At 51.1% G+C, this 25,735-nt stretch carries 20 protein-coding genes; all 20 read left to right on the top strand.

Going from position 1 to position 25,735, the window contains the following annotated elements:
* The first annotated feature begins 8 nt into the window (after nt 1-8).
* The 20 genes from ABIE48_RS17340 to ABIE48_RS17245 all read left to right on the top strand — a co-directional run bounded on the left by ABIE48_RS17340 (nt 9) and on the right by ABIE48_RS17245 (nt 25,724).
* On the top strand, nt 9-647 hold the full coding sequence (locus ABIE48_RS17340) for a glycoside hydrolase family 11 protein (protein ID WP_076164478.1): 639 nt from the start codon (nt 9-11) through the stop codon (nt 645-647).
* A 158-nt stretch (nt 648-805) separates the two neighbouring features.
* The gene (locus tag ABIE48_RS17335; protein WP_192713779.1) at nt 806-1,648 is read left to right on the top strand and encodes a formylglycine-generating enzyme family protein; all 843 of its coding nucleotides are present in this window, start codon (nt 806-808) and stop codon (nt 1,646-1,648) included.
* Nucleotides 1,649-1,816: 168 nt separating this feature from the next.
* On the top strand, nt 1,817-2,683 hold the full coding sequence (gene comA, locus ABIE48_RS17330) for a phosphosulfolactate synthase (protein ID WP_192713780.1): 867 nt from the start codon (nt 1,817-1,819) through the stop codon (nt 2,681-2,683).
* Between the two features lie 212 nt (nt 2,684-2,895).
* Entirely contained in the window at nt 2,896-3,876 is a 981-nt protein-coding gene (locus tag ABIE48_RS17325) for an aldo/keto reductase (RefSeq protein WP_192713781.1), read from the top strand.
* Nucleotides 3,877-4,014: 138 nt separating this feature from the next.
* The gene (locus ABIE48_RS17320) at nt 4,015-5,199 is read left to right on the top strand and encodes a stalk domain-containing protein (RefSeq protein WP_192713782.1); all 1,185 of its coding nucleotides are present in this window, start codon (nt 4,015-4,017) and stop codon (nt 5,197-5,199) included.
* Between the two features lie 123 nt (nt 5,200-5,322).
* Complete coding sequence (locus ABIE48_RS17315; protein ID WP_192713783.1) at nt 5,323-7,578, top strand: ATP-binding cassette domain-containing protein; 2,256 nt, start codon at nt 5,323-5,325, stop codon at nt 7,576-7,578.
* A 74-nt stretch (nt 7,579-7,652) separates the two neighbouring features.
* Nucleotides 7,653-8,537, top strand: a complete 885-nt coding sequence (locus tag ABIE48_RS17310; protein WP_192713784.1) for a DUF1963 domain-containing protein — start codon at nt 7,653-7,655, stop codon at nt 8,535-8,537.
* A 118-nt stretch (nt 8,538-8,655) separates the two neighbouring features.
* Nucleotides 8,656-9,156, top strand: coding sequence for a VOC family protein (locus tag ABIE48_RS17305; RefSeq protein ID WP_192713785.1), 501 nt, complete (start codon nt 8,656-8,658; stop codon nt 9,154-9,156).
* A gap of 221 nt (nt 9,157-9,377) precedes the next feature.
* Nucleotides 9,378-10,349, top strand: coding sequence for a helix-turn-helix transcriptional regulator (locus tag ABIE48_RS17300; protein ID WP_192713786.1), 972 nt, complete (start codon nt 9,378-9,380; stop codon nt 10,347-10,349).
* A 74-nt stretch (nt 10,350-10,423) separates the two neighbouring features.
* Nucleotides 10,424-10,840 carry a RidA family protein gene (locus ABIE48_RS17295; RefSeq protein WP_192713787.1) on the top strand — a complete coding sequence of 139 codons (417 nt, stop codon included), beginning with the start codon at nt 10,424-10,426 and terminating at the stop codon, nt 10,838-10,840.
* A 301-nt stretch (nt 10,841-11,141) separates the two neighbouring features.
* Nucleotides 11,142-11,873: an AzlC family ABC transporter permease gene (locus ABIE48_RS17290; RefSeq protein WP_354519362.1), complete on the top strand. Its 732-nt coding sequence runs from the start codon at nt 11,142-11,144 to the stop codon at nt 11,871-11,873.
* Nucleotides 11,864-12,190 (top strand): AzlD domain-containing protein, encoded by a 327-nt coding sequence (locus ABIE48_RS17285; RefSeq protein WP_192713789.1) that lies wholly within the window; start codon nt 11,864-11,866, stop codon nt 12,188-12,190. Before ABIE48_RS17290 ends, ABIE48_RS17285 begins: the two co-directional genes overlap by 10 nt.
* A 497-nt stretch (nt 12,191-12,687) precedes the next feature.
* Nucleotides 12,688-14,442 carry a sensor histidine kinase gene (locus ABIE48_RS17280; protein ID WP_145018124.1) on the top strand — a complete coding sequence of 585 codons (1,755 nt, stop codon included), beginning with the start codon at nt 12,688-12,690 and terminating at the stop codon, nt 14,440-14,442.
* On the top strand, nt 14,439-16,124 hold the full coding sequence (locus ABIE48_RS17275) for a response regulator (protein ID WP_192713790.1): 1,686 nt from the start codon (nt 14,439-14,441) through the stop codon (nt 16,122-16,124). The genes ABIE48_RS17280 and ABIE48_RS17275 overlap by 4 nt, the downstream gene beginning before the upstream one ends.
* Nucleotides 16,125-16,336: 212 nt before the next feature.
* Nucleotides 16,337-18,001, top strand: a complete 1,665-nt coding sequence (locus ABIE48_RS17270) for an extracellular solute-binding protein (RefSeq protein ID WP_192713791.1) — start codon at nt 16,337-16,339, stop codon at nt 17,999-18,001.
* A 23-nt stretch (nt 18,002-18,024) separates the two neighbouring features.
* Nucleotides 18,025-18,921: an ABC transporter permease gene (locus tag ABIE48_RS17265; RefSeq protein WP_145018133.1), complete on the top strand. Its 897-nt coding sequence runs from the start codon at nt 18,025-18,027 to the stop codon at nt 18,919-18,921.
* 16 nt (nt 18,922-18,937) lie between these two features.
* On the top strand, nt 18,938-19,822 hold the full coding sequence (locus tag ABIE48_RS17260) for a carbohydrate ABC transporter permease (protein WP_192713792.1): 885 nt from the start codon (nt 18,938-18,940) through the stop codon (nt 19,820-19,822).
* 7 nt (nt 19,823-19,829) lie between these two features.
* Nucleotides 19,830-22,511, top strand: a complete 2,682-nt coding sequence (locus ABIE48_RS17255; RefSeq protein ID WP_192713793.1) for a glycosyl hydrolase — start codon at nt 19,830-19,832, stop codon at nt 22,509-22,511.
* A complete protein-coding gene (locus tag ABIE48_RS17250) occupies nt 22,498-24,927 on the top strand; it encodes a family 78 glycoside hydrolase catalytic domain (protein WP_354519358.1) in 2,430 nt (809 codons plus the stop codon). The genes ABIE48_RS17255 and ABIE48_RS17250 overlap by 14 nt, the downstream gene beginning before the upstream one ends.
* On the top strand, nt 24,924-25,724 hold the full coding sequence (locus tag ABIE48_RS17245; RefSeq protein WP_192713795.1) for a sugar phosphate isomerase/epimerase family protein: 801 nt from the start codon (nt 24,924-24,926) through the stop codon (nt 25,722-25,724). Before ABIE48_RS17250 ends, ABIE48_RS17245 begins: the two co-directional genes overlap by 4 nt.
* The last annotated feature ends 11 nt before the right edge of the window (nt 25,725-25,735 follow it).

The following is a 25,735-nucleotide window of genomic DNA, read 5'->3' as shown; positions in this document are numbered from 1 at the left end:
GGCAGTTTATGTTGAAACGGAGTAAAAAATGGTTAACGGTCGTTCTTGCAGCTTCCATGAGTCTTGGGTTATTTGCAGCTACCTCAAATGCAGCCACGACGGACTATTGGCAAAATTGGACCGATGGCGGGGGCACGGTTAATGCCGTCAACGGATCCGGCGGAAATTACAGCGTGACCTGGCAAAATTCCGGGAACTTTGTTGTCGGCAAAGGCTGGAATACCGGATCGCCTAACCGGACGATTAACTATAATGCCGGCGTCTGGGCGCCGTCCGGAAATGGATATTTGACGCTCTATGGATGGACGAGAAATTCCCTCATTGAATATTACGTCGTGGACAGCTGGGGAACTTACCGGCCTACCGGAACCTACAAAGGAACAGTGACGAGTGACGGGGGCACCTATGATATTTATACGACCATGCGGTATAACGCGCCATCCATTGACGGCACACAAACCTTCCAGCAGTTCTGGAGTGTCCGGCAGTCGAAAAGAGCGACCGGGGTCAATTCTTCCATCACGTTCAGCAATCACGTCAACGCATGGAAGAACGCAGGCATGAATTTAGGCAGCAGCTGGGCTTATCAGGTATTGGCAACGGAGGGATACCAGAGCAGCGGAAGCTCTAACGTAACCGTGTGGTAATCAGCAAGAAGCTGCTTTTCATAAGTCATACACATTAATCAATCCAGACATGTTGAAGGCCGTTTGCCATCAGACGAACGGTCTTCGACGTTGACGGATATTGGCATCGGTCCACCGCGGTCTGTCTTTTTCCTATTCGTCCTAAAGGAGAAATCCCTATGAGAAAGCTATGGGTTTGTATTTTACTAGCAGCTATGTTTTTGGCCAGCGCTTGTTCACAAGAAGAAACGGGCAAGCAGGAAGATATGGTGTACGTTAAAGGCGGGACTTTTAAGAGCAATGGCTCCAACAATACTGAAACAAGCATGACCCTTTCAGACTTTTATATCGGCAAATACGAGGTTACACAAGCGGAGTGGGCCAACGTTATGGGCGGCAACCCCTCAGCATTCAAAGGTGATCAGCTGCCGGTAGAGATGGTAAGCTGGTATGACGCCGTGGAGTATTGCAACAAAAGAAGTATCCAGGAGGGCTTAAAACCGTTTTACAACATAGACAAGGATCATAAAGATCCGAACAACATAAACGAAAACGATCAAATAAAATGGACCGTAACGGTCAATCAGGAAGCGAACGGATACCGGCTGCCTACAGAAGCAGAGTGGGAATATGCCGCAAGCGGAGGTCTGGAGGGCAAAGGTTTCAAATACAGCGGAAGCAATAAAGCCGAGGATGTCGCATGGTACTGGAGAAACGCCGGGGATAAATATTTATCAGGGGATTGGAACTGGCCGGTCATCGAGAGCAACCACAACCGGACGAAACCGGTCGGTACCCGGAAATCCAACGAGCTTGGTCTTTACGATATGTCCGGCAATGTAAGGGAATGGTGCTGGGACTGGTATGGGGACGGCACGGTTCGTCAAGGCGGTTCCTTCCGGGTTGTGAAGGGGGGCGGCTGGATCGGGGATATCAGCAACACTGAAGTTTCATTTCGAGGCAAATTCGATCCCAATGGGTACGGCCCCGATCAGGGATTTCGTGTCGTCCGTGGAAAATAAAGAGGGGAAGCCCTCTTTTTTTGTTGAGGAGCCAACCGCCTAATTCTCCGAAGCATTCGTCATGGAATAGATCACTCGGACCTGGGCACGTGTCATGCGTCCCCCGCATATGATATGCATGTCATGGGATTCAAACGACAAACCAAAAAGAATTGAGGGAGATCCAACATGAACAACTCCATGCGTGCAGTGTGGCCCAGGGAGTTACGTGACCCGAGCGGGACCCGCTTCGATTCCGACAAGGAAAAGAAAGACGCAACCGTCTCTCGGGATCCGGACCGGGGATTGACGATGGTCATCGATAAAGGCCTCGGCAGAAATACGTTCGCAGATGTGATCGAAACCGCCTCACCTTACATCGACTGCATCAAATTTGGATTTGGTACGGCCCCGCTGTATAGGACGGATATGCTTCTGTATAAAATCGGCCTTGCCAAACAGCACGGCATATCCGTAATGACAGGCGGCACTTTGCTGGAAATTGCCGTTCAGCAGGATATCGTGCCTGCGTTCTTTAATACGGTGTGCAATCTTGGTTTTAATGCGCTCGAAGTATCCGACGGTACGATCGAACTGTCCCGCCAAAAACGCACGGAGCTGATCCAGGAAGGAAAGAAGCGCGGACTTCGGGTCTTTTCCGAATTTGGAAAGAAGTTGTCCGGTTCCTTGATTGATGCCGCTATTCTTGCAGATACCGTGGAATTGGATCTGGCTGCAGGCGCCGAATATGTTACGGTCGAAGCCCGCGAGTCGGGGGTCAGTGTCGGGATTTTCGATAAAAATGGGGAATGCAGGGAAGATGTGGTGGACGACATCCTTAAATTCGTTCCGGATCACCGGACACTGATTTGGGAGGCGCCCCTTAAAAACCAACAGGCCATGCTCCTGCGCAAATTCGGATCCAATGTTCACTTGGGAAATATCGCTCCGACCGAAGTTATGGCACTTGAGACACTCCGGCGCGGACTTCGCCAAGACACGTTTGAATTCGGCCTCAAGGAGAAAGTGCCGGATGAATTTTGTTATATGATTTAAGAATTACTGCGGCCGCGTAAATCGCGGCTTGTTTTTTTGTGATGACATCCCTAAAGTACCATAAAGACCATAAAAATAATGAACAATCTCGACAAATCCGTCCAGTATTAAACAAATCCCGTATATTTAACAATTGCATGTTCGTTCATGGGAATTATAATGGAAGTCGACGATTAACGCTTACATAACAATCCGAAATGGAGGCCTGATTTATGGATTACATGAAGCTCGGTAATACGGGTATGGATGTCTCGCGGATATGCCTCGGTTGTATGAGCTTCGGCGAAGTGCAGCCGGGAGGGCATCAGTGGGTGCTTGATGAGGAGCAAAGCCGCCTGATCATTAAAAGGGCGCTCGAGCTCGGGATCAACTTTTTTGATACAGCGAATGTCTATTCCGGGGGAACCAGCGAAGAGATCACTGGGCGCGCATTAAAGGATTATGCGAATCGGGACGAGATTGTCCTCGCTACCAAGGTCTGGGGGCGCATGCATCCAGGCCCCAACGGTGGGGGGCTCTCCCGGAAGGCGATTATGAGCGAAATCGATAAAAGCCTGAAAAGACTAGGCACCGACTATGTAGATCTCTACATTATCCACCGCTGGGATTACAACACGCCGATTGAAGAAACGATGGAAGCCCTGCATGATGTAGTGAAGGCCGGAAAGGCAAGATATATCGGTGCTTCCGCCATGTATGCGTGGCAGTTTCAAAAAGCGCTGTATACGGCAGAGAAGCATGGCTGGACGCGCTTTGTCTCTATGCAAAATCACCTGAACCTCATTTATCGCGAAGAGGAACGGGAGATGATGCCGCTGTGCAAGGATCAAAAAATAGCGGTGACCCCTTACAGTCCTTTAGCATCGGGAAGGCTGATCCGCGATTGGTCGGAAACGACGCACAGATCGGAAACCGATCAAGTCCAAAAATCAAAGTACGATGCGACGGCGGATGTAGACCGGCTGGTCGTTGAGCGAGTGGCCTCGATTGCAGAGAAACGCGGTGTACCCCGTATCCATATCGCGCTAGCCTGGCTGCTGCAAAAGGAATCGGTAGCTGCTCCAATCTTAGGGGCGACGAAAATCGGCCAGGTTGAAGATGCTGTAGGAGCTCTATCCGTAAAATTAACTCCGGAAGAAATTGCATATCTGGAAGAACCGTATGTTCCGCATCCGGTCGTTGGAGCCCAGTAAAAAAAGAAAAGGCAGCTCATTTGCTGAGCTGTCTTTTTTTGTGTGGATCAGCGGATTTCGGCAGACATCCAACTAGTTGCTGTTCGATCCCGTTAAATAAGTATAAGATTATATTTTCTGATGAAGGGATGGTAGGACATGAAGAAATGGTTGTGCCTGATCATAACAGGAGTCGCAGCTTGGAGTATCGGAGCAAGTGCCCTTGCAGATTCCGCACCCACAATTGCAGCAGAGCCGAAGGGCGATGTAGCGAAAATGTACAGAGTCAAGCACGAAATGAAATTTGATCTTCAAGGGAGAAAGGCAACGCTTGATGGGAAGGTTATATCTGCAGAAAAGCCAATCTTAAAAGGAGGACGTGTATATGTGCCGCTCCGTACCCTCCGGCAATCTGGTGCGGCGGCCAACGTGACCTGGAATGCCGATAAAAGGGAAGTACAAGTCGTAGTCCATCCTGAGCTGCTGTCTACATTTAGCCAGCTAACCTTCCGAATCGGCTCGGAGGACGTATACCGTCCGGACGGAAAGCCGATCGGTGAAAAAATTCCGGCACCGTTTCTATCTTCGGGAAAAGCTTATGTACCGATTCGGGCGTTATCTTGGCTTGGATTGGCGGTCTCAACCGTGAATGACACAGTGAGATGGAACTGGAGCGATAAAGTTATAGAGGTGCTAAATCCGGAATGGGAGACGGATGAAGCCAGCACCACATTTACCATGCTGTATCAGAAGGATATGTACACTCCGCAGTATATGTTCTCTATCGGCGAAGCGGGTTGGCTCGGAGGCACAGGCAAGCTTACGCAAAAGGATATATCCATGGATGGACGGTTGTATAACCGTATTCATTTTACAGTAAATTTGCGCCCCGGTCCTAACCCCGTAATGCTCACAGCAAATTCGGCAGGCAGCAAGGTAGTTACAGTGATGAGGAATGTAACAAATATTGCCTCGCTGCCAGTCACAATCATGGGTGAAGGGAAAGAAAACATTGCCTTCACCAGTCCGGCTCAAGGCTATATTCTAGCAAAACCGAATCAAAAGATAGATGTGTCGGGAGATATCCTGCAGCATAACGACCTATATGATAAGCTGACCGTGAGTGTCGAACAGTATCAACAATCAAGCGAGGAAGCGTATCTGCAATATGAAAAGGTGAAAAGCATTGAGCTGCCCATTAAGGACCAAGCATTCGCAGGTTCGTTTACTTTAAGCGAGAAGGGCAGCTACCTGATCAGAGTACTCAGTCCTGCGTATATTTCTTCCGTAGAATCCAGGCAAATGATGACACAATGGGCTGAGTTCGTGGTCGATGTGGAATAGTGAGCCGACATATACCAAGGGACGCGGCATCCTTTTGCACGATTCATAGACTTTCTTCGGGCAATGAATGGTACAATACGAATGGAATAAATAGAAATGATCACGAACGGAAGGATGTTAGCCATGAGCGAATCGAATCAGGAATATATCGTCATCTCGGCTGCGAGGGAAAACAATCTTAAAAACGTTTCCTTGCAAATACCCAAACGGAAAATTTCAATCTTCACCGGGGTATCCGGATCAGGCAAGTCATCGATCGTTTTCGATACGATTGCCGCAGAATCTACGCGATTGTTGAATGAGAATTTCAGCATGTTCATACGCACGTTCCTGCCCAAATATCCGCAGCCGGATGCGGATGCGATCGAAAACCTGAGCATGGCTGTCATAGTCGATCAGAAGCGGCTGGGCGGAGGGTCCCACTCCACAATGGGAACCATTACTGATATTTCACCCATACTCCGGCTGCTTTTCTCCAGAGTGGGTCAGCCTTATGTCGGAGGGGCGAACATGTTCTCGTTTAACGATCCGCAAGGCATGTGTCCCGAATGTAACGGAATTGGCCGCAGCCTCGGGGTCGACATGAGCAAAGCGGTGGATATGTCCAAGTCGCTCCGGGAAGGGGCCATTATGCTGCCGGGATATACGGTGGACGGATGGGAATGGAACATGCTCATCCAGTCGGGCTCCTTTGATCCGGATAAGAAGCTCAGCGACTATTCGGATGAAGACTTGGAGCAGCTGCTGTATGGCAAGGCAAGGAAAGTGAAAATGGATTTCGCTGGTAAGGCAACCAATATTACCGTCGAAGGCGTCATTGAGAAGTTCACCAACAAATATATCAAACAGGACGTAAAGACAAAGTCTGAACGCACGCAGCAGACCGTTGCTCCGTTCATGACCGAGGGGCCCTGCTCCAGCTGTCACGGCGCAAGGCTTAGTCAAGCGGCGCTGGACTGCAAAATTAATGGACACAACATTGCGGAGCTGTCTTCCATGGAAGTCGGACATCTCATTCGCGTAATTCGCGAGATTGACGATGCCGCGGCGGCGCCGATGGTCAAGTCGCTGACGGAACGGCTGCAGCATCTGGTGGATATCGGCCTTGATTACTTGACGCTGGACCGTGAGACAGATACTTTATCCGGAGGAGAGTCGCAGCGCGTTAAAATGGTGAAGCACTTGAGCGGGAGCCTGGTGGATGTCACTTATATTTTCGACGAGCCCAGTGTCGGACTTCATCCTCGCGATGTGCACCGGTTAAATGAACTGCTTCAGAAGCTGCGCGACAAAGGCAACACGGTGCTGGTGGTTGAGCATGATCCCGATGTCATCAAAGTAGCGGATCATATCGTCGACGTAGGACCCCATGCCGGCAGCCGCGGAGGAACCATCGTCTATGAAGGAAGCTACCCTGGTCTGTTGGAATCCGGCACATTGACGGGTACTCATATGAAGCGTCAGCTCCAGCTCAAGCAAGATTGCAGGCAGCCATCCGGCAAGCTGTCCATCCGGAATGCCAATCTGCATAACTTGCAGAACGTGAATGTCGATATACCAACCGGGGTTCTGAACGTTATAACCGGCGTCGCCGGCTCTGGGAAAAGTACCCTCATTAACGATGTATTCCTCAGTCAGCATCCGGACGCCATCGTCATCGACCAATCGGCAATCGGCGTGTCGACACGCTCGAACCCTGCGACCTACACAGGCATATTGGATGATGTGCGCAAGGCGTTTGCTTCCGCCAACAAGGTGAGTCCAAGCTTATTCAGCTTTAACTCCAAGGGGGCCTGCGAGAATTGCCAAGGGCTGGGCGTAGTGTACTTGGATCTATCGTTCTTCGAAAGCGTGAAGCTGCCATGCGAAGTCTGCGGAGGGAAACGCTTTAAGGAAGAAGTGCTCGAATACAAGCTGAATGGCAAGTCCATAGCCGAAGTGCTTGAGATGACGGTCGAGCAGGCATTGGAATTTTTCCAGATCAAAGAGGTTGTCCGCAAGCTCCAGGCCATGAACGATGTGGGACTGAACTATATTACCCTCGGCCAGCCGCTCAGCACGCTCTCTGGCGGGGAATGCCAGCGTATCAAGCTGGCTAGCGAGCTGCATAAGAAAGGCAGCATCTATGTGATGGACGAGCCGACGACCGGCCTGCATATGTCGGATATCGGCCACCTGCTTGGGATCATGAACCGCCTGGTGGATGCCGGAAACACGGTGATCGTCATTGAGCATAACCTGGAAGTGATCAGCCAGGCGGACTGGATCATCGATATGGGACCGGACGGAGGCAGCAAGGGCGGACAGGTGGTGTTCGAAGGCACGCCGCAAGAGATTATCCATGCGGAGCAGTCGATCACGGGAAAATACTTGAGGTAACCATCCAATAAACAAACAACGGCTTGATCATAAGGGATTCAAATACCATCACAGCAATGAGGAGGTGGCAATCGATGTTAAGTGAGAACAACGAAAATAAATTAAAGCGGATCATCCATGAACAGCAATTCGGGCATGCATTGGATTATCTAATGGAGACCGTTCGCCAAGGCATTCGTTTGAGCAAAAGTAGGGTAGAAGATTACAAGGCAGCCGGATGTTCTAGGATCGGTGGTGATCCGGATCTCCCGGCTGATGTGGAATGGCCTGTGGATTCAAAGGGAACTCCCATGACGTTCCTGGCCCAGCTTAGGCTGCGTGAGCTGATGGCTTATGATGAAGCTTCCCGATTTCCGGCAAACGGCGCGCTATATTTTTTCATTGGAATCGATGAACCGGCTTATGACATTGAGCATAAAGTGCTCTATTTGCAGGAGGAGCAGCTTCAAGCAGCGCAGCGGCGGCATGCCCCGGAAGTGACGGCACTGGAAGACGCATTTACGGGTTACCAGGTGTCGGCAAGGTCCACCCTGGAGCCGCCTAATTACGGTTATGTGGATTACGATCAGGTGGAAGACGATGAGCATGATTACGAGCATTACGAGGAGCTTTGCTTCGAGCTAACCGGATACAGCTCTAGTGACCTGGCGATGATGTTCGGCTATCCCCAAACCCAGCATGGCGATTGCGAATACGAAGCGGCACTGAAGCTGCTGACCGGCGAAAAATACAACTATTCCGAAACGGAGGCGCTGAAGCAGATCACCCGGCACCTGAACGGTGACCCGAATCGGGCGCAGCAGGAAATCAGGGATACTCTGTTGCTGTTGGCACTAGATTCGGACGATGATGTAGGTTTTTGCTGGTGGGATGCCGGCGAACTGCAGTTTTTCATCCGGAAGGAAGATTTGCTGGCCGGCAATTTTGATCGTACATACTGCTCCCTTTATTCGAGTTAAAATAAATCCGTTGAGAGATCGCCATTCATTCTTCTGACAACCCCAAAAAGATGACAAACTGCTGTCAAGTTTTTGGTGATACACTCCAAACAGAATAAATGATTGGAGGTTGGAGCAAATGAATGAAAGCCAAGTTTCGGAAACGGTGAACCGCACGGTTACACCCTGGATCACGACGCAAAGCACCGGGAAGTTAATTGACTTTTTAATCAACGCTTTCGATGCACAGGAACTGGGGCGGGTGTACAATCCCGATGGAGCCATTGGACATGCGGAAGTGCGTATTGGCGATTCGAAAATACTCATGTTTGATGCTGATCCGAAGTGGCCTCCGTTTATCAGTCTCATTCGATTGTATGTGGACGATAGCGATGTCTTATATGCGAAGGCCATCAAGGCCGGTGCGGTTTCCATGACGGAACCGACAACGATGGCGTGGGGAGAACGGGGAGGCCGGGTGGTTGACCCATTCGGGAATATTTGGTGGATTACGTCAAAGGCAGAAGAAGTTAGCCCAGAAGAAATGGTTGAGCGTTCTCAGCAGCAAGCGTATATTGATGCGATGGAATATGCCCAGACAAGCTTTAATCCATTGATGGCAAACGTGAAAAAGGGCTGACGTCTTCAAGCTAGGAACTGGAATTCGTCATTCGAGAGTGAATCTAAATTAGCCGGAAGCAAGGAGCCGCCTGAGAAATCAGGGGGCTCTTTATCCTTAATCAAGAATGTGGAACAACTTCTATTTTAACAAGACGCAAACTTTTCCATGAAGAGACTTCCTCCGCACTCATTTCAACGGTATACTTTTGGAAGAATACGGTTTGGAAGGGGTACCTCGTCTTGGCAAAATGGGATAATATGCTGTCCATCCTTTGGATGCTTAAATCCAGAAAAAAGCTGACCGCCGCGCAAATAGCGGATCAATTGGAGATCAGCGTTCGGACGGTCTACCGCTATATCGATGCATTAAGCGCCAGCGGCGTTCCGATTGTTGCTGATTCAGGGCATGACGGAGGGTTCTATATATTGGAGACATTCAGGGAAACGCCTTTATTTTTTCGGGCGGTAGAACTCAAGGCGATCGTGGACGCATCGAAGTTCGCGAAGGGGGTCGGGTATCCGTATACGGATGAACTCGAGCAAGCCCTGGAAAAAATCGAACACAGTTTGAATGAAGAGCAAATGCTGGATCTGCAGCGTCTGACGAGCGGCTTCAGTGTAATCTCTTCCGCGTCCCATCCGGGTATTGTTCCTATGCTCCGGCAGTTGGAGCAGGCCATTTTGGACGGACAGACGCTTCTCATCGCTTACCGTAAAGAAAACTCCGATTCGGCCAAAGAGCGAAGTATCGATCCCTATGGGTTGACCTTACGCAGAAACGAATGGTATCTTATCGCATACTGCCATCAATCTTCCGAAGTTCGGACTTTCCGTGTGGACCGGATCGAGAGTGTATTCCGGACTGATGCCTTTTTCACCACGCCGGAAAACTTCTCGACAGAGGACTATTTCCGCGAACAATCGCACAAGGAACGAGAAGCGGAAGGACCGATGGCGTTAATCCGAATTGAAGGAGATACGAGGTCTCTGGATGCGATATGCAGCCACTGGCATATGCATCACTATTTGACGGAACGTACCGACGCCGAAGCGCGGTTCCTCATCGACATCCCAACGATTGACAAATATCTTCCGAGATATCTGCTTACCTTTGGAACAAGCATCCGGGTGTTGGAGCCGATCGCGTTGAAAAATCAAATCAAAGCAATGGCCTGTCAAATCGCCGAACTGTATGCGGAAGATGAAAATTGAACTTCACTGACGGGGGCTGTCAGTGAAGATGCCTATAATGAATGTAAAACATGAATCTTGAAGGAGGAAGATGAATGTCTACATTCAGAATGGAGCATAAAAACCCGGAGGGGTTATTCCAATCTAAAGCGTTCAGTCAGGCGATTACTGTAAGCGGAAAGGCAAAAACGATTTATATCGGTGGGCAAAATGCCGTTAATGCGTCAGGCGAACTTGTTGGACCCGGTGATTTGGAAGTACAGACCAAGCAGGCGCTGCATAATATCGCAACGATTCTAGTATCTGAACATGCAAGTTTCGCCAATTTGGTTAAACTCAATATTTATTTAGTCAGCGGCAGCGATCCCCGAGTTGGTTACAAAGCATTTCAGGAGATAGCGGGTGAATTAGAACATCCTCCTCTGGTCACGGTTCTATTTGTTTCGGAATTCGCCCGCCCATCCGTTCTCCTTGAAATCGACAGCATTGCTGTCATTGAAGATAACGATTAAGCAGCGGATGAATCAGACTCCGGCTCCATTTCGTACTGGGTACGAAGGGGGCCGTTTTTTTGATTTTGCTTGGGTTACAGGATCAATAGAACAGGGGCAGGATAGCCCGAATGGAATCTGCAATTATATCAACTTCATCCAAGTTTAGTACACCGCACCCGATATATTGTGTGTTATAATGTACAAAAAGGATAGTATAACGCACGGATTGACCGGGCTGTGTCCACACTTAAAGACGCATCGTTATTTTATTTACCGGCTCAACAACGAACAACACAGAAAAGAATTGAGGATAAAAGACGTGTCAGAGAATGTTCAACTCAATCAACAAGAAATCGAAGTGAATGAAGACAGCTTGCTACAGGGGATCAGAGACTGCATCCCCACACTGCTGGGTTACTTAAGCATTGGATTCGCCGCAGGTGTTGTAGGCAAAACCTCCGGTTTATCCGTCCTCGAAATTACCTTGATGTCCACCTTGATCTATGCCGGTTCGGCACAATTTATTATGGCAGGCATGATTGCGGCGCATGGGTCGGCTGCAGCGATCATTCTTACGGTATTCATCGTCAATTTGCGCCACCTGCTGCTCAGCGCAGCTATGTCGCCTTATTTCCGCCACCTGTCGGCATTCAAGACGATGTTCGTCGGTGTGCTGCTTACAGACGAAACCTTCGGGGTCGCCATGAATAAGGCGATGAATCGCAGCTCACTCAGTGAAAAATGGATGCACGGCCTCAATATTACCGCATATTTGAATTGGATCATCGCCACCATCGCGGGAGCGTTTTTCGGGAAGTGGATTACCGATCCTGAGAAATACGGCCTTGATTTTGCGCTGACCGCCATGTTTATCGGACTCCTTGTCCTCCAGATGATCAGCAGAAAAATCATCCGGAAAGATCTCATCGTAGCCGTCTGCGCGGTTCCGATCGTGCTCGGAGCGGGCTCCTTTGTATCCGGGAGTGTGGCGGTTATTATAGCAACCATCGTGGCGGCTGCCATTGGAATGGTGGTGGAAAAATGGAAATAAGATGGGACATCCTGCTGGCGATCATGGGCGCCTCCGTCGTCACGCTTCTTCCGCGCGTTCTTCCGCTCGTGTTGCTGAGCCGTATGCAATTGCCTGAGTGGACCATGCGCTGGCTGAATTACGTACCTGTTGCCGTTATGGCGGCATTAATCGCGCAGGAGCTGTTCACGACGGACGGAAAGGTCCATATTTTACAGCATTACGTTGAAATTTTGGCCGCCATCCCTACCTTTGCGACGGTGATCCTAACGCGAAGTTTATTAGGAACGGTAGTGGTAGGCATTCTTTCCTTAATGGTACTCCGGTTTGTGCTGTAAGCGGATGACGGGGAACGGAGCTGCTCAAAGAATAAGACTGTCGGTGAGTTTCATTTACCGGCAGTCTTTTTCATGCTCATTTGGCGTATATCCGGAAAGAACTCCAAATCAGACAACAGAACACGAATTATTATTATGGTGATTTTCTGGAACACAATCTAAAATGAAGGCGCAAGTCTTGGATTGCAATTTCTATCGCGGATGGGATGTGGGATCATGAAAATCATCGGTTGGACCCTGCACACAGAGCACTTGGTGTACGGAGACCGTCGATTTTTATGGTCCCGATGCAACCCGTCATGTGACCGGTGCTGACTTCTATAAGGCTAGAGTCTGGAACCCGACTTATCAATAAAGCAACCTCCGACATCCACCAGCTGGTATACAGCCGGCGGATGTTTCTTTATCTTTTCTAAATATTCCTGCGGCGATAGAATGAATGTTGAGATCCTTACCATCATTGTCCATGGCGGACAAGCTGAAAAACGGGGGTGCCCATGTCGTTGATCAAACGTCCCAAACTGAGCATTTACTTGAGGCTGGTGCTTACTTTTCTGTTTATCGTGGCTCCTCTCTACGCAGTCAGCGCCCAGATGAACCGGGTCGGGCAGAACTCCGTCAAGGAGGAAATCTCCAGCTCCATGCTGGCTAAAGTGCATTTTTACTTGGCTTCGCTGGACCAGGACTTCAGTAAAATGATCAAGCTCGGCAGAGAGTATATTACAGACGATGATATCGGTAAGCTCAGCGTGGCTGCCTCGATCATGCCGGATTACGAGCGAACGAAGGCAATGCTGCGCCTTCAGAAGCAGATGCTGCTCCTGAAGGCATCCAGCAGTTACATTACCAATGCAAGCATTCATATTTCGATGCTGGATCGGACCATCTCATCCAACAGTGGTGTGGATATCATCCCCAAGGATGAATTCAACGTGCTGAGCACATCGGAACAACGCGGGTATTCGCCGTTTATCGCCTGGAAAAACCGCTTGTTTATCAGTATGCCTTACCCCGAAAACATTCTGTCCGAAGAAGAACCCACTTATCTCGTCGATATAGAAATTGATCAAAAGGAGATCGTCAAGGCGCTGGGCGACATGATTGACAACGCCCAAGGCGGCGCCCTGCTGATCGACGATCGCAACCAATGGAGCCTCTCGAGCTTGCATCGTCCTGAGACGGAAACGGGCTTGCGTGATTGGGTTACGGGTAAAATCAGCTCCGGTTCCAAGAAAGGGGTAGAGTCGATTGAAATCGGATCGAAAGTCTATTTTATCAGTTATGAGCACTCCTCGACCATGAATGCTGTCCTTCTGACCTATTTGCCGCAGGACAGCGTGCTGGGACCTTTGAATACCTACCGGTTCTGGTTTCGCCTTTTTTCCATCATTTCGATTTTTATCATTGCCTATTTTTCCTACATCATTTATCGATTGATACATCAGCCATTGCGGACATTGGTGAAGGCATTTCGTTCGGTCGAACACGGGAATTTCAACCATGTGGTTTCCTACCGTTTCAAGGATGAATTCTCATACCTTTACATTCAATTCAATGCGATGCTGGAACATATCCGCGTGTTGATTCACGAAGTGTACGAGCAGAAATACCGGGCAAAGGTGTCGGAGTTCCGGCAGCTGCAGTCGCAGATTAACCCCCACTTTTTATACAACAGTTTCTTTACGCTCTCACGCATTGCCAAAAACGAGGATTACGAAGGCGTGACCACGTTCGCTCAATACTTGGGGCAATACTTCCAATTCGTCACGCGCGACGGCGACGGGGAAGTGACGCTCGAGGCGGAATGGATGTTTGTCAAGACGTATGTCGATATTCAATCGTTCCGGTTTTCGAACCGTATTTCCGTACAGCTGGGTGAGCTGCCGTCTGCTTACAAGAAGCGGGAAGTTCCAAGACTGATTCTTCAGCCGATCGTCGAAAATGTGTATAACCATGGGCTAGTGAACAAAAAGAAGGACGGCATGATCGAAATCACCTTTGAGGACGCCGCCAATTGTATTGTGATCGCTGTGGAGGATAATGGGGACGAATTGACGGATGAACGTTTAAGAGAGCTGCAGTCCAAGCTCGGATCGGATCAACCTCCGCTTGAGACGACGGGACTGGTCAATGTCCATCGAAGAATTCAAATCAAATTTGGTGATCGCTATGGACTCCGGATGTCGAGAGGCAAGCTGGGCGGGTTAAGGGTCGAAATGACAATTCCTTCGGAGGGTGAGGACGGAATATGAATCGTTTGCTGATCGTTGATGACGAACCCATTATCGTTGACGGAATCTATCGTCTTCTGCAAGAGGAAGAAGAACTGCAATTAGATCTGCACCGCGCTTATGGCGGAGATGAAGCCTTAGAGAAGCTGAATGCGATCCGGTTTGACATCGTGCTGTCGGATATATGGATGCCCGGGATGACCGGCCTTGAGCTGCAGGAGCATATCAACGAGAGATGGCCGGCCTGCAAAATCATTTTTTTGACCGGGCACCCGGATTTCAATTACGCCCAGACGGCCATTCGCAATCAGTGTATGGATTACATTCTCAAGACCGAAAGCGACGAAACGCTGCTGCGCAGCGTCAGAAAGGCGATCGAGCTGCTGCAAACCGAACGAATGAATGCCGGATTTCTCGATAAAGCTTCAGAGCAGTTTCAGCTAGCCGTACCGGCGCTGCAGAGAGAAATTCTTCAAGGATTTTGCGAAGGAGCCCAGCCGCTGAAATCGCTGAAGCCCGAGCTGCTGAAGAGTCTATCCATTCCACTTAGGCTTGACGGGAAGGTCATGCTGGTTATGGGGAGGGTCGACCGCTGGCCCATTCAAATGACAAAGGCTGCGGATAAAGCGCATATGATGTTTGCCATCCATAATATTGCGAAGGAATACCTGTCTTCCTGTGCGCTTCAATCCGTCGATGTAGAGCATAACCGCTTTTTCTGGCTGATCCAGCCTAAGGTGCTGTTGGAATGGGGCTCAACCCATGCAGCAGCCCCTGAGGACGAATGGTCCCGAACGATCAGGTTTGTTCATGGCACCCTGGAAATGATCCAGTCGACGAGCCTGGAGCTGTTGAAGATTCCTCTTTCGCTTGCGGCTGCAAAAGAAGGGGTGGAATGGAGAGAAATCCCGGCCCGATATCAGAAGCTGCGCGCAGGCCTAAGCCGCGGGCTGGGAATCGGCCAGGAGACCATCCTCATCGAAGGCCAGCAATCGGGAGATTTTTCGGTGGATGAAAGCGAAATTCAGAAGCAAACGATACGTCAATTGATTCGAAAATGGTCGGGGAACGACTACGTCTCCGAAGAGGAGAAGCAGGAAATGTATAAGCTGCTTTCCTTACTGTCCGGTATGATGGACCCGTTTTACGAGGATGTTGGTTTTTTTCTCGAAATTTACTACGCCATCGCTTCGCATCTGTTGACTCAATTGAACCGGTGGTCTGTGGATCATGCGGCGCTAGAGGAAGTAGAGATGGACCGGGTGTCTCATTATCAGCTGCACGCGACCAGAAAAGACGCATTCCATTATTTGATTCATGCGGCGCTGCGATTGATCGAAGCGCGTGATGATGAGAAAAAGGAGCATACGAATCAAGTGGTATCCAGGTTGAACCGCTATGTGGAAGAACATCTGGACTCCGACTTGTCCCTGACGACGCTCTCGGATCTTGTACATTTGAATCCCTATTATATGTCGAGACTGTACAAACAAATGACCGGCGTGAATTTGCCTGATTATATCACCGACGAACGGATCAAAAAAGCAAAAGAACTGGTCGTCGAATCCCACCTGAAGATGCATGAAATCTGTAAAAAAGTAGGGTTTGAATCCCCTGCCTATTTTACGCGGATTTTTAAAAAGAAAACGGGCTGTACGCCCCAGGAGTTCAGAGAAAAGCACCAGCCGACCAGATTTAAATAAATGATGCAGCTGGTGTTTCGCAGCAGTGCTCCATGTCGTGCAATTCGAGCAAGTAATGTGCAATTCTTATTATGGGATGGCTAAATACGTCACTTTATAATATGGGTAAGGCCTAGAATCACCGGTCGACAGGCCGCTTGTCCAGAGCTCGGCAAGTGGTTACCCGTGGATCACGAGGGCTGAAAAGCGATAACAGAAATGGGAGGGTACTCATGAAGTCAGTCAAAGCTATGCTGGCGCTTCTCGCGGTCAGCTCCATGATTGTCGTATCGGCCTGCGGTTCTTCCACAAACGAATCTTCGGATACCAAGCCAAATGCCGGCTCGGATAAAGCCGCTTCCACAGCAGCTTCTGCAGGGCCGCTCAGCAAGTACACGTCGCCAATTGAAGTGACTACGGTGAGAACCGCGGATGCTTCGGTAAAGTTTGCCGGCAGCGATACCCTTGAGAATAACGAGTGGACCCGTGCCTATAAGGACGAACTTGGCATCAATCTGAAATTTAAATGGATCGCTACCAGCGGTGATGATGCGACCCAGAAAATGAACGTCATGATTGCATCAGGAGATCTTCCCGACATTATTCCGGTTAACGCAAATCAGCTCAAACAATTGGTAGACGCCGATATGATCGAAGATTTGTCGAGTGTTTATGAAAAGTATGCAACTCCGCTGGCCAAACAATTTATGGATGGCGCACAGCTCGATTCCGCTAAATTTGATGGTAAGCTGATGGCCATTCCGAATACGAACTCGTCCATTGATGGAGCGAACGTCCTTTGGGTACGGACCGACTGGCTCAAGAAGCTGAAGCTGCCGGAGCCGAAAACGATGGATGACGTCTATACAATCGCAGAGGCCTTTGCCAAGCAGGATCCTGATGGAAACGGAAAAAACGACACCTTCGGACTGGGGATCAACAAGGGTATCGTCGGCGGCGGCATCATGGGTCTGGGCGGCTTCTTTAACGGTTTCCATGCTTATCCCGGAGCGTGGATTAAGGATAGTTCCGGCAGCTTAGTCTATGGTTCCATCCTGCCTGAGACAAAGGCGGCGCTGCTGAAGCTGCAGGAAATGTACAAAGCGGGGCTGCTGGATAAGGAGTTTGGCGTGAAGGACGGAAACAAGACGGGCGAAGATGCGGTTGCAGGAAAAATCGGGCTGTATTACGGAGCGATGTGGAACCCGATCAATCCGCTCCAGAAAGGTAAAGACCTGGATCCGCAGATGGAGTGGGAGGCCTTCAAAATCGTCTCCGTTGATTCCGATCCGGCAAGGCCGCAAGTCGGAAATCCGGTATTCGCGTATTATGCAGTCAAAAAAGGCGCCAAAAATCCCGAAGCGGTCATGCAGATGGTCAACTTGTTTATCGAGAAGGGTTGGGGCGAGAAGGCGGATTTCAGCCACTTCTTCAGTTCCCCGGATGGAATCGAGCTGTTTAAGCATGCGCCGTTCAATGCCTGGTCTCCCACGAAAAACCTGGATGTACACCTGTCTGTCATCGAGAGCTTAAAAACCGGGGACACATCCAAGCTGAATGGAGAACAACTGACGACTTACGAGAAGATCAAGCAATTTAATAACGGTGACAACAAGCAATGGAATCAGGCGAGGGTGTTCGGCGAATCCAGCTCATTCGCGGTCATCAACCAATATCAAAAGGAAAACCTGCCGCTCATGAACGAGTTTTTCGGAGCACCGACCGAGAGCATGGGGGACAAGAAAGCGACGCTGGACAAAATGGAACTGGAGACATTTACCAAGGTTATTATGGGCGAACCGATCGGTACGTTCGATAAATTTGTCGAGGATTGGAAAAAGCTTGGCGGAACCGATATGACAAATGAGGTTAACGAGTGGGCCAAATCGGTCAAGTAAATTAGAGAAGGGCAGGCGATGAAATGACATTCAAGAAATGGAGGCATGAACTGCCGCTTCACTTTATGCTTCTGCCGGCGCTTGTCCTCCTTGCCGTGTTCAGCTATTGGCCGATGGTAGGCATCGTCATCGCGTTTCAGAAATTTTACCCGAATAGGGGCTTTTTCGGTTCGGAATGGGTCGGCTTAGACAATTTTCTCTACGTGTATCATCTACCCGGCATATCCCAAATCGTATTCAACACGATCTTTATTGCCGTCATGAAAATTATCGCAGGCCTTGTGGTTCCGATCACGGTGGCGCTCCTTCTGAATGAGATGGCGAGAGAGCGGATTAAGCGGATGATCCAGACGCTGATCTATTTGCCCCACTTTTTGTCATGGGTCATCTTGGGAGGCGTTTTGATCGATGTGTTGTCGCTCAAGGGGATACTCAATCAGTTTCTCGGCTGGTTTGGAATGGACCCGGTTTATTTTCTGGGCGACAACCACTGGTTTCCGTATGTGCTGGTTGCCACGGATACGTGGAAGGACTTTGGCTTCGGTACGATTGTTTATTTGGCAGCGCTTACGGGAATTGATCAGTCGCTGTACGAAGCGGCAGAGATCGACGGTGCAAGCCGTTGGCGGCAGACACTGAACATTACGATCCCCGGAATTTTGCCGGTCGTCGTCCTGATGACGACGCTAAGTCTGGGAAATGTGCTGAATGCCGGATTCGACCAGGTGTTCAATCTGTACAGTCCGCAGGTGTATGAAAGCGGGGATATCATCGACACGTTCGTATACCGGATCGGATTGATCGATGCACAATACAGCGTGGCTACGGCCGTAGGCTTATTCAAATCCGTGGTGTCCCTTGTGCTGATCTCTTCATCATATCTGTTGGCTTACCGGTTTGCCGGATACCGGATCTTTTGACGGAGGAGGATACTTCATGGTTCAAAAACGGGGGATCGGCCGCACCTTGTTTGTGGCTTTCAATTACACGTTTCTTCTCGGTATCTCCGTCCTGTGCCTGCTGCCGCTTGTTCACGTGCTTTCGGTATCATTTAGCTCCAGTGCAGCGGCGATGGGCGGATTGGTCAAATTATGGCCGGTTCAATTTACGCCGAACGCTTACGAATACGTATTGAAAAAGCCTGAATTTCTAACTGCATTATGGATCACGTTGAAACGTGTCGTGCTTGGCGTATCCATCAGCATGTTTCTCACCATTCTGACCGCATATCCGCTGGCAAAAGAGAAATCGAAATTCAAATGGAGAACGATGTACGCGTGGCTGCTCGTCCTGACGATGCTGTTCAACGGCGGCCTCATCCCCTGGTATATGACGATAAAATCCCTGGGGATGCTCGATTCGATTTGGGCGCTCGTATTACCGGGGGCGGTTCCGGTTTTCAACGTGATCCTGCTGCTGAATTTTTACCGGGGGCTGCCCAAGGAACTGGAGGAATCCGCCTTTATGGACGGAGCCGGCCATTGGACGACGCTTTGGCGCATTTATGCGCCGCTGTCATTGCCGGCGCTGGCGACGATCGGGCTGTTCACGATTGTCAGCCATTGGAACAGCTGGTTTGACGGTCTCATCTTGATGAATTCACCGGAAAATTACCCGCTCCAGAGCTATTTGAGGACTATCATTGTCGGCCAGGACCTCACGATGCTGACTTCAACCGATTTGTCGCTGCTTCAGGATTTATCGGAGCAAACGGTGAAAACGGCCCAGATTTTTCTCGGGGCACTGCCGATCATTCTGGTGTACCCGTTCCTGCAGCGCTTCTTTATTAAAGGGATTGTTATGGGCAGCGTGAAAGGATGACGAAACAATGACAACGAACATGCGTGTACCTGATTCATGGAACCATCACTTCCTGAATCCTCCGAAGTTGACGGGAACTTTATTGTGGCTGCATGGGACGGAAAGTCCCGAAGAACTCCGGAAGACATTCGACTTGGCCGTTGGGTCGGGAATCGGAGAGCTGACGCTGGAGTCGAGACCCCATTGGGACTATCTGGGGCCGAAGTGGTGGTCGGACTTGAAGCTGATTCTGGGATGGTGCCGGGAAGCCGGGGTAAGTGCCTACCTGTTTGATGAAAAATGGTATCCGAGCGGTGTGGCGGGCAATACGATCCAAAAGCTCGACCCGGCGTTTCGGCGTTCGTCGATCCGCCTCCAATATATACGCTACCGCGGACCACTGAACCGGGTAAGCCTGATGCCTCCATGGACGCACCGGAGCCGGTCCGTTGTGATGAGCGTCTTTGCCTACCCGATGTCGGAGGGGGTGATCTGTTACGAGCAGGGTGTTGATTTGACCGAACGCTTGCACCGCCCCGATTCACCGCACATGCACGGGATCGTGCACGGCATCCACTGGGACGTCCCTTCGGGAGAGTGGATCGTCTGCTTTGTCATCGAAGATAAGGCCGATAACTACATCGATCCCCTTCACCCGGGAGCCGTGCAAGCTTTCATTGACCGTGTGTATGAATCGTCGAAAAGAGAAGTCGGGGCGTATTTCGGCAATCCGGTCCGAGGTTTTTTCTTTGACGAACCGGCTTATTTCAATCATGAACAGGAAATACCTTGGGGCTATGAGCTGCGTCGACGGTTTATTGAAGCGAAAGGATACGATCCGATCCGATTTTTGCCGGCATTATGGCTGAAAGGGGAGAGCAAGGGCAGCGAATTTTTTATTTACGATTACTATGATTTCCTGAATAAAGCATATGCGGATACCTACTGCCGACCGATTCACGAATGGTGCCGCAATCATGGGCTGAAATACATCGGGCATTGGTACGAACACGAAGCGAGCCCGAATCATGGGGAAAGGTACATGTTCCATGAACGGACCACGGAGGGACCAGGCGACTTCTTTGAAGTTTCCCGGTTTGCAGATGAAGGCGGAATTGACGTCGTTTGCAACCAGATTATTCCGGGCCACCGGAATCGGGATTATTGGGGGCTGCCTAAGCTGGCCAGCTCCGCCGCCCATGTCTATGGATTGAAAGACGATTTGGCCATGTCGGAGACATTTGGGGCCTACGGCTGGCATCTGGGCCTCAGGATGATGAAGTGGCTGACCGATTGGCAGGCCGTGCGGGGGATCAATCATTTTATCCTGCATGCTTTTAACCCTAAGTGGCCCGATCTGGATTGCCCGCCTTATTTTTATGACGGTGGACTAAATCCGCAATGGCCTTATTTTCCGGCCTATATCCAGTATGTGAACCGGCTCTCTTATTTTTTTCGCGAAGGGAGGCATGTCGCATCGCTGCTGCTTCTATATCCAGGGGCTCTCGGCCGTGCCGGCGAATCGACCCCGATCGAGGATGTCCAGCAGGTGCTCCAGGAGAATCAATATGACTACGACCTCGTACCACAGGATGAGCTGCTGCTGTCCCGAATCGCCGGGGGCCGGCTGGAGATACGTAGCGAGAGCTACGCAGCGGTCGTTGTTCCCGGGACGGAGGTCGTAACGGAAATGCTGCTTCATAAGCTTCATGAGATGGTTCAGTCGGGCGTTCCCGTGGTGTTTGTAAACCGTCAACCGACGGGGGTGTTGAAACGTAAGCAGGAAGCAATGCCGCTGTCACCGTTTCTGTCAGGGCCGGGCATGCATCTGGCAGGCGCCCCGTCCGATTTGCCGGAATTGCTTCGCCACAGCGGTATATCAGCGCAGATCTCTTTTGAAGGAAGCGGCCGGGAGAACCTGCGCATCCTTCACCGGATAAGGGAGGACCAATCTCTATGGATGGTCAGCAATGAAGATGTAGAAACCGTTGTTAACGGATGGATCCGCCTGCCAGGGGAACCGGATGTAAACGCCCTGCATGCCTGGGAGCCATTGACTGGCGAACGATGGCATCTGCGGTCACGGATTTCACCAGACACAGCTCATGAGCGGGAATTTCACCTGCGGATTCCGCCTTACCGTTCGCTGATACTGATTCCGTCTGTGCTCGATGTCCAGGAAGAAGTGCAGGGTCCCGTTCCGGCGGCCTATATCCGCAGCGGGCAGCAACACGGCGTCATCGATATAGACAGCGCGCAGATTCACTTTGACTGGCAGGGAGAAGCGAGGCGCGGGTTACCGTCGTGGCTCCGCTTGGATCCTTCTTATTCCGGTACACTGGCATATACCTGGACCATGGATGTACCGCCGTCCGAGCTGGAGGCTTTGAACCGGGTTATTCTGGATCTCGGTCAGGTGGAGGAAATTGCGGAGGTGGAGGTGAACGGCACATCAGCCGGATTCAGCTTTGTTCCGCCATACCGCTTTGATGTGATGCCATGGCTGGCCCCCGGCTTGAATCGGTTTAAGGTATGCGTCACCAATGTTGTGTCGAACCTCATGAGCAAGGCGGAAGTACTCGAGGACGCGGGCCCGGATTGGAAAGAGCGCCGTGAACAGTTCTCGATCCCGGAGGATGGCGGGCTTCTCGGGCCGGTTCGGCTGGAATTCCATCAACCGATTGGAAGTGAACGCAATGGATATCATTAGTAAACTTACGGATGCTTGGTGGCTATCTGCCCGGGGCTCGGATCCGGATCACGTAAATGAACATAACGCTGCACGCAACGAGGTTGCCTATTTCCGCCGTTCGTTTTCACTGGTCAAACCGGCCACGCTTGTGCTGTCAATCAGCGCCCACAGCCGCTACCGCTTATGGATCAACGGGCAAGCCGTTCTTTCAGGTCCATGCAAGGGGGATCGCTGGCGTCATTACTACGAAACGATTGACGTAAGCTCATACCTGACTGCAGGCGACAATATCCTTGCCGTAAAAGTGGTGGCATACAGCCCATATGAAGCACAGCCGCCAGGCTGGGGAGGACCCTTCAGCGTAACGTCCAACGCAGCAGGCCCTTGCCTGATCGCCAGCGGACGCTGCGTTGCGGAAGACGGGGAAATATTGGCGGATCTTGCAACAGGCAAGCCTGGGGACGAATGGCTGGTCTGTTTGGATGACGCGGTTTCCTGGGAAGCGTATGGGCCCACCCATTTCATGGGGGGAATGGAGCGGGTCGATGGCGCGCGGCTGCCTCGTCACTGGAACCTTCCGCGGAGTGCGGAGAACGGGAAATGGCTTATTCCAATCCGAAGATGGAAGGCGGACGGCAGACCTTACGGCATCATTCCGCCGTTTCCGCTGATGGAGCGTCCCATCCCGCTCCTCTATGAGACGAGTCGCCGGTTCAGGAGTGAAGTTGATGTAAAGAAAGGAAACGGTGAGCTGTTTTCATTCATTGAAGGCGCAGCGGAGCCGCAGCCGGCTGTCATCCCCCCGCATTCGAAGCGGAAGGTGGTTCTTGACGCAGGCGAGCTTACGACAGGTTATATCATCCTTCCCCTGTCAGGCGGGCGGGGCAGCCGGGTTACACTGTTGTATGCTGAAAGCTTTTCCAAGCACCGGGAAGGCGGCTTCCCGCTAAAGGGCAAGCGGGACGATGCAATGCGGTATGATCTGATCGGGCAGCAGGACGTGTACCTTCCGTCAGGCGGCAGGGAGACTTACGAGCCGTTCTGGTTCCGGACCTTCCGCTTCATGCAAATTGAGGTGGAGACCTGTGACGAGCCATTGGTCATTGACCCCCCGGAGTTCAGGGAAACGGGATATCCGCTGGATGTCCAATCATCGGCTGTGTCCTCCACCGCCTGGATTCGTCCATTATGGGACGTAAGCGTCAGAACACTGCAGCGATGCATGCATGAAACCTATGAAGATTGCCCTTATTACGAGCAATTACAGTATGCCATGGATACCAGGCTGCAAATTCTTTTCACCTATGCCGTCAGCGGGGACACCCGCTTAGCCCTGCGGGCGATCGACGATTACCATGCTTCACTTCTGCCGGAGGGGATTCTCCAAGCACGGTATCCATGCATGGAGTCGCAGGTCATTCCTGCCTTTTCGCTCCATTGGATTTTCATGGTTGAAGATTATTACTGGCAAACCGGTGATCCGTCGGTTGCCGTGCGTTACCGGGCTACGATCGACTCGGTTCTGGACTGGTACGACCGTAAGCTCGGGCCGCAGGGACTCGTACACCGGTTAGGCTACTGGGAATTCATCGATTGGGTCGAAGCATGGGATGAACTGCACGGCGCGCCGACGGCGACGCTTACCGGTCCTTCTACGATCCATAATCTCCTGTATGTCTATGCGCTTCAGTCCGCGGCAAGATTAAGCCGACTCGGGAATCGCTTTGAGGTTGCAGACGAATATGAGGCGCGGGCCGGGCATGTGCTCCAGGCTTTGCAGCAGTTATGTTGGTCGGAATCTTCAGGATTGTACCGTGAAGGTCCCGAATGTGAACAGTACAGCCAACACGCCCAAATCTGGGCCGTCCTGACCGGCCTCGCTTCCGGAGAGCAGGGACGGCAGTTAATTCGGCGGATGATGGATCGGGATGATCTGCTGCCGTGCTCGTATGCGATGTCTTTTTATTTATTCAGGGCGATAGAGAAGGTAGGACTATACGAAGAGACGGAGCAGATGTGGAAGCCGTGGCGGGACCTGTTGGAACTCAACCTGACCACCTGGCCCGAGGACCCCTTCATGCAGCGCAGTGACTGTCATGGCTGGGGCGCCCTGCCTCTGTATGAATTCACCCGCTGTTTGCTGGGGGTGAAGCCCGGAGCACCCGGCTGGGAAACGATCCGGATCGAACCCCATTGCTTGTCGCTGCAGGATATGCGGGGGCAAGCGATAACCCCAAAAGGAATGGTTCGAGTGAATTGGTTCATCGATGACGGCGCCATTCATATTTCCGGCGAATCGCCGGAAGGTACGCCGCTTCTCGTTGCTATGCCAGATGGCAGCAGCTGCAGTATGCCGCAGGGTGGAGCTTTCCGTCTGTCATGCCCCGCTGCTGGAAATTCTGAAACGAGTTTGGATCGGGAGGGAAATGCATGAACCGCAAACCGGGAAATTGGAAGCTGGGCACCTCGTTCAGCCTGGCCAACCCGATCGATTTGAAACAAGCGGCCGAATCTGGGATCCAGTGCATCGAACTGACGTGGCAGCCGCTGGATATTTTCGATCCGGAAGTCAAAATGAAGTGTGATGAGGTGGTAGCCGCTGCCCGGCGTCTTGGAATCGACGTCTGGTCGTTGCACATTCCTTTCGGCACGGCGTGGGACCCGTCCAGTCTGGATCAGGACACCCTTGAACAAGTCGTCGCCAAAGTCCGGCAGCTGTTCCGTTATGCTGCGGACTGGGGGATCGGGACGCTGGTATACCACCCTAGCTGGGAACCAGTTCCACCGGAAGAAAGAGCGCTCCGTTTCAAGACTTCCAAACAAACGCTCGCTCTCCTTGCTCAAGAAGCGGCCGCTAGCGGTCTTCGGCTAGCGGCGGAGTGCCTCCCGCGCACTTGTCTCGGGCATTCGGCGGATGAAATGGAGTTTTTGACCGAAGGTAATCCGGAGCTCGGCGTATGCTGCGACGTCAATCATTTGTTTAAGGAAAAACCGCAGCAGTTCATTGAGAAACTGGGCGGCCGGATCGTGACGACGCATATTTCGGATAATGACGGAACGGACGAAAAGCATTGGATGCCGGGAACAGGGAACCTGGAATGGAATGAAATCCTTAATGCATTTGTTGCAGCAGGCTACCAGGGACCCATGATGCATGAAGTCAGAAACCCGGATCCCGAGGCCATTACGGTCAATTGGCACCATATCCTTGACGCAATTTCTAACCCATGAGGAGGTTATAA

It is taken from the genome of Paenibacillus sp. OAE614 (assembly GCF_040546645.1).
In the GTDB taxonomy this organism is placed as follows: domain Bacteria; phylum Bacillota; class Bacilli; order Paenibacillales; family Paenibacillaceae; genus Paenibacillus_AQ; species Paenibacillus_AQ favisporus.
The sequence above is the reverse complement of the archived record's forward strand: the minus strand, read 5'-3'. Positions and strand labels throughout refer to the sequence as shown.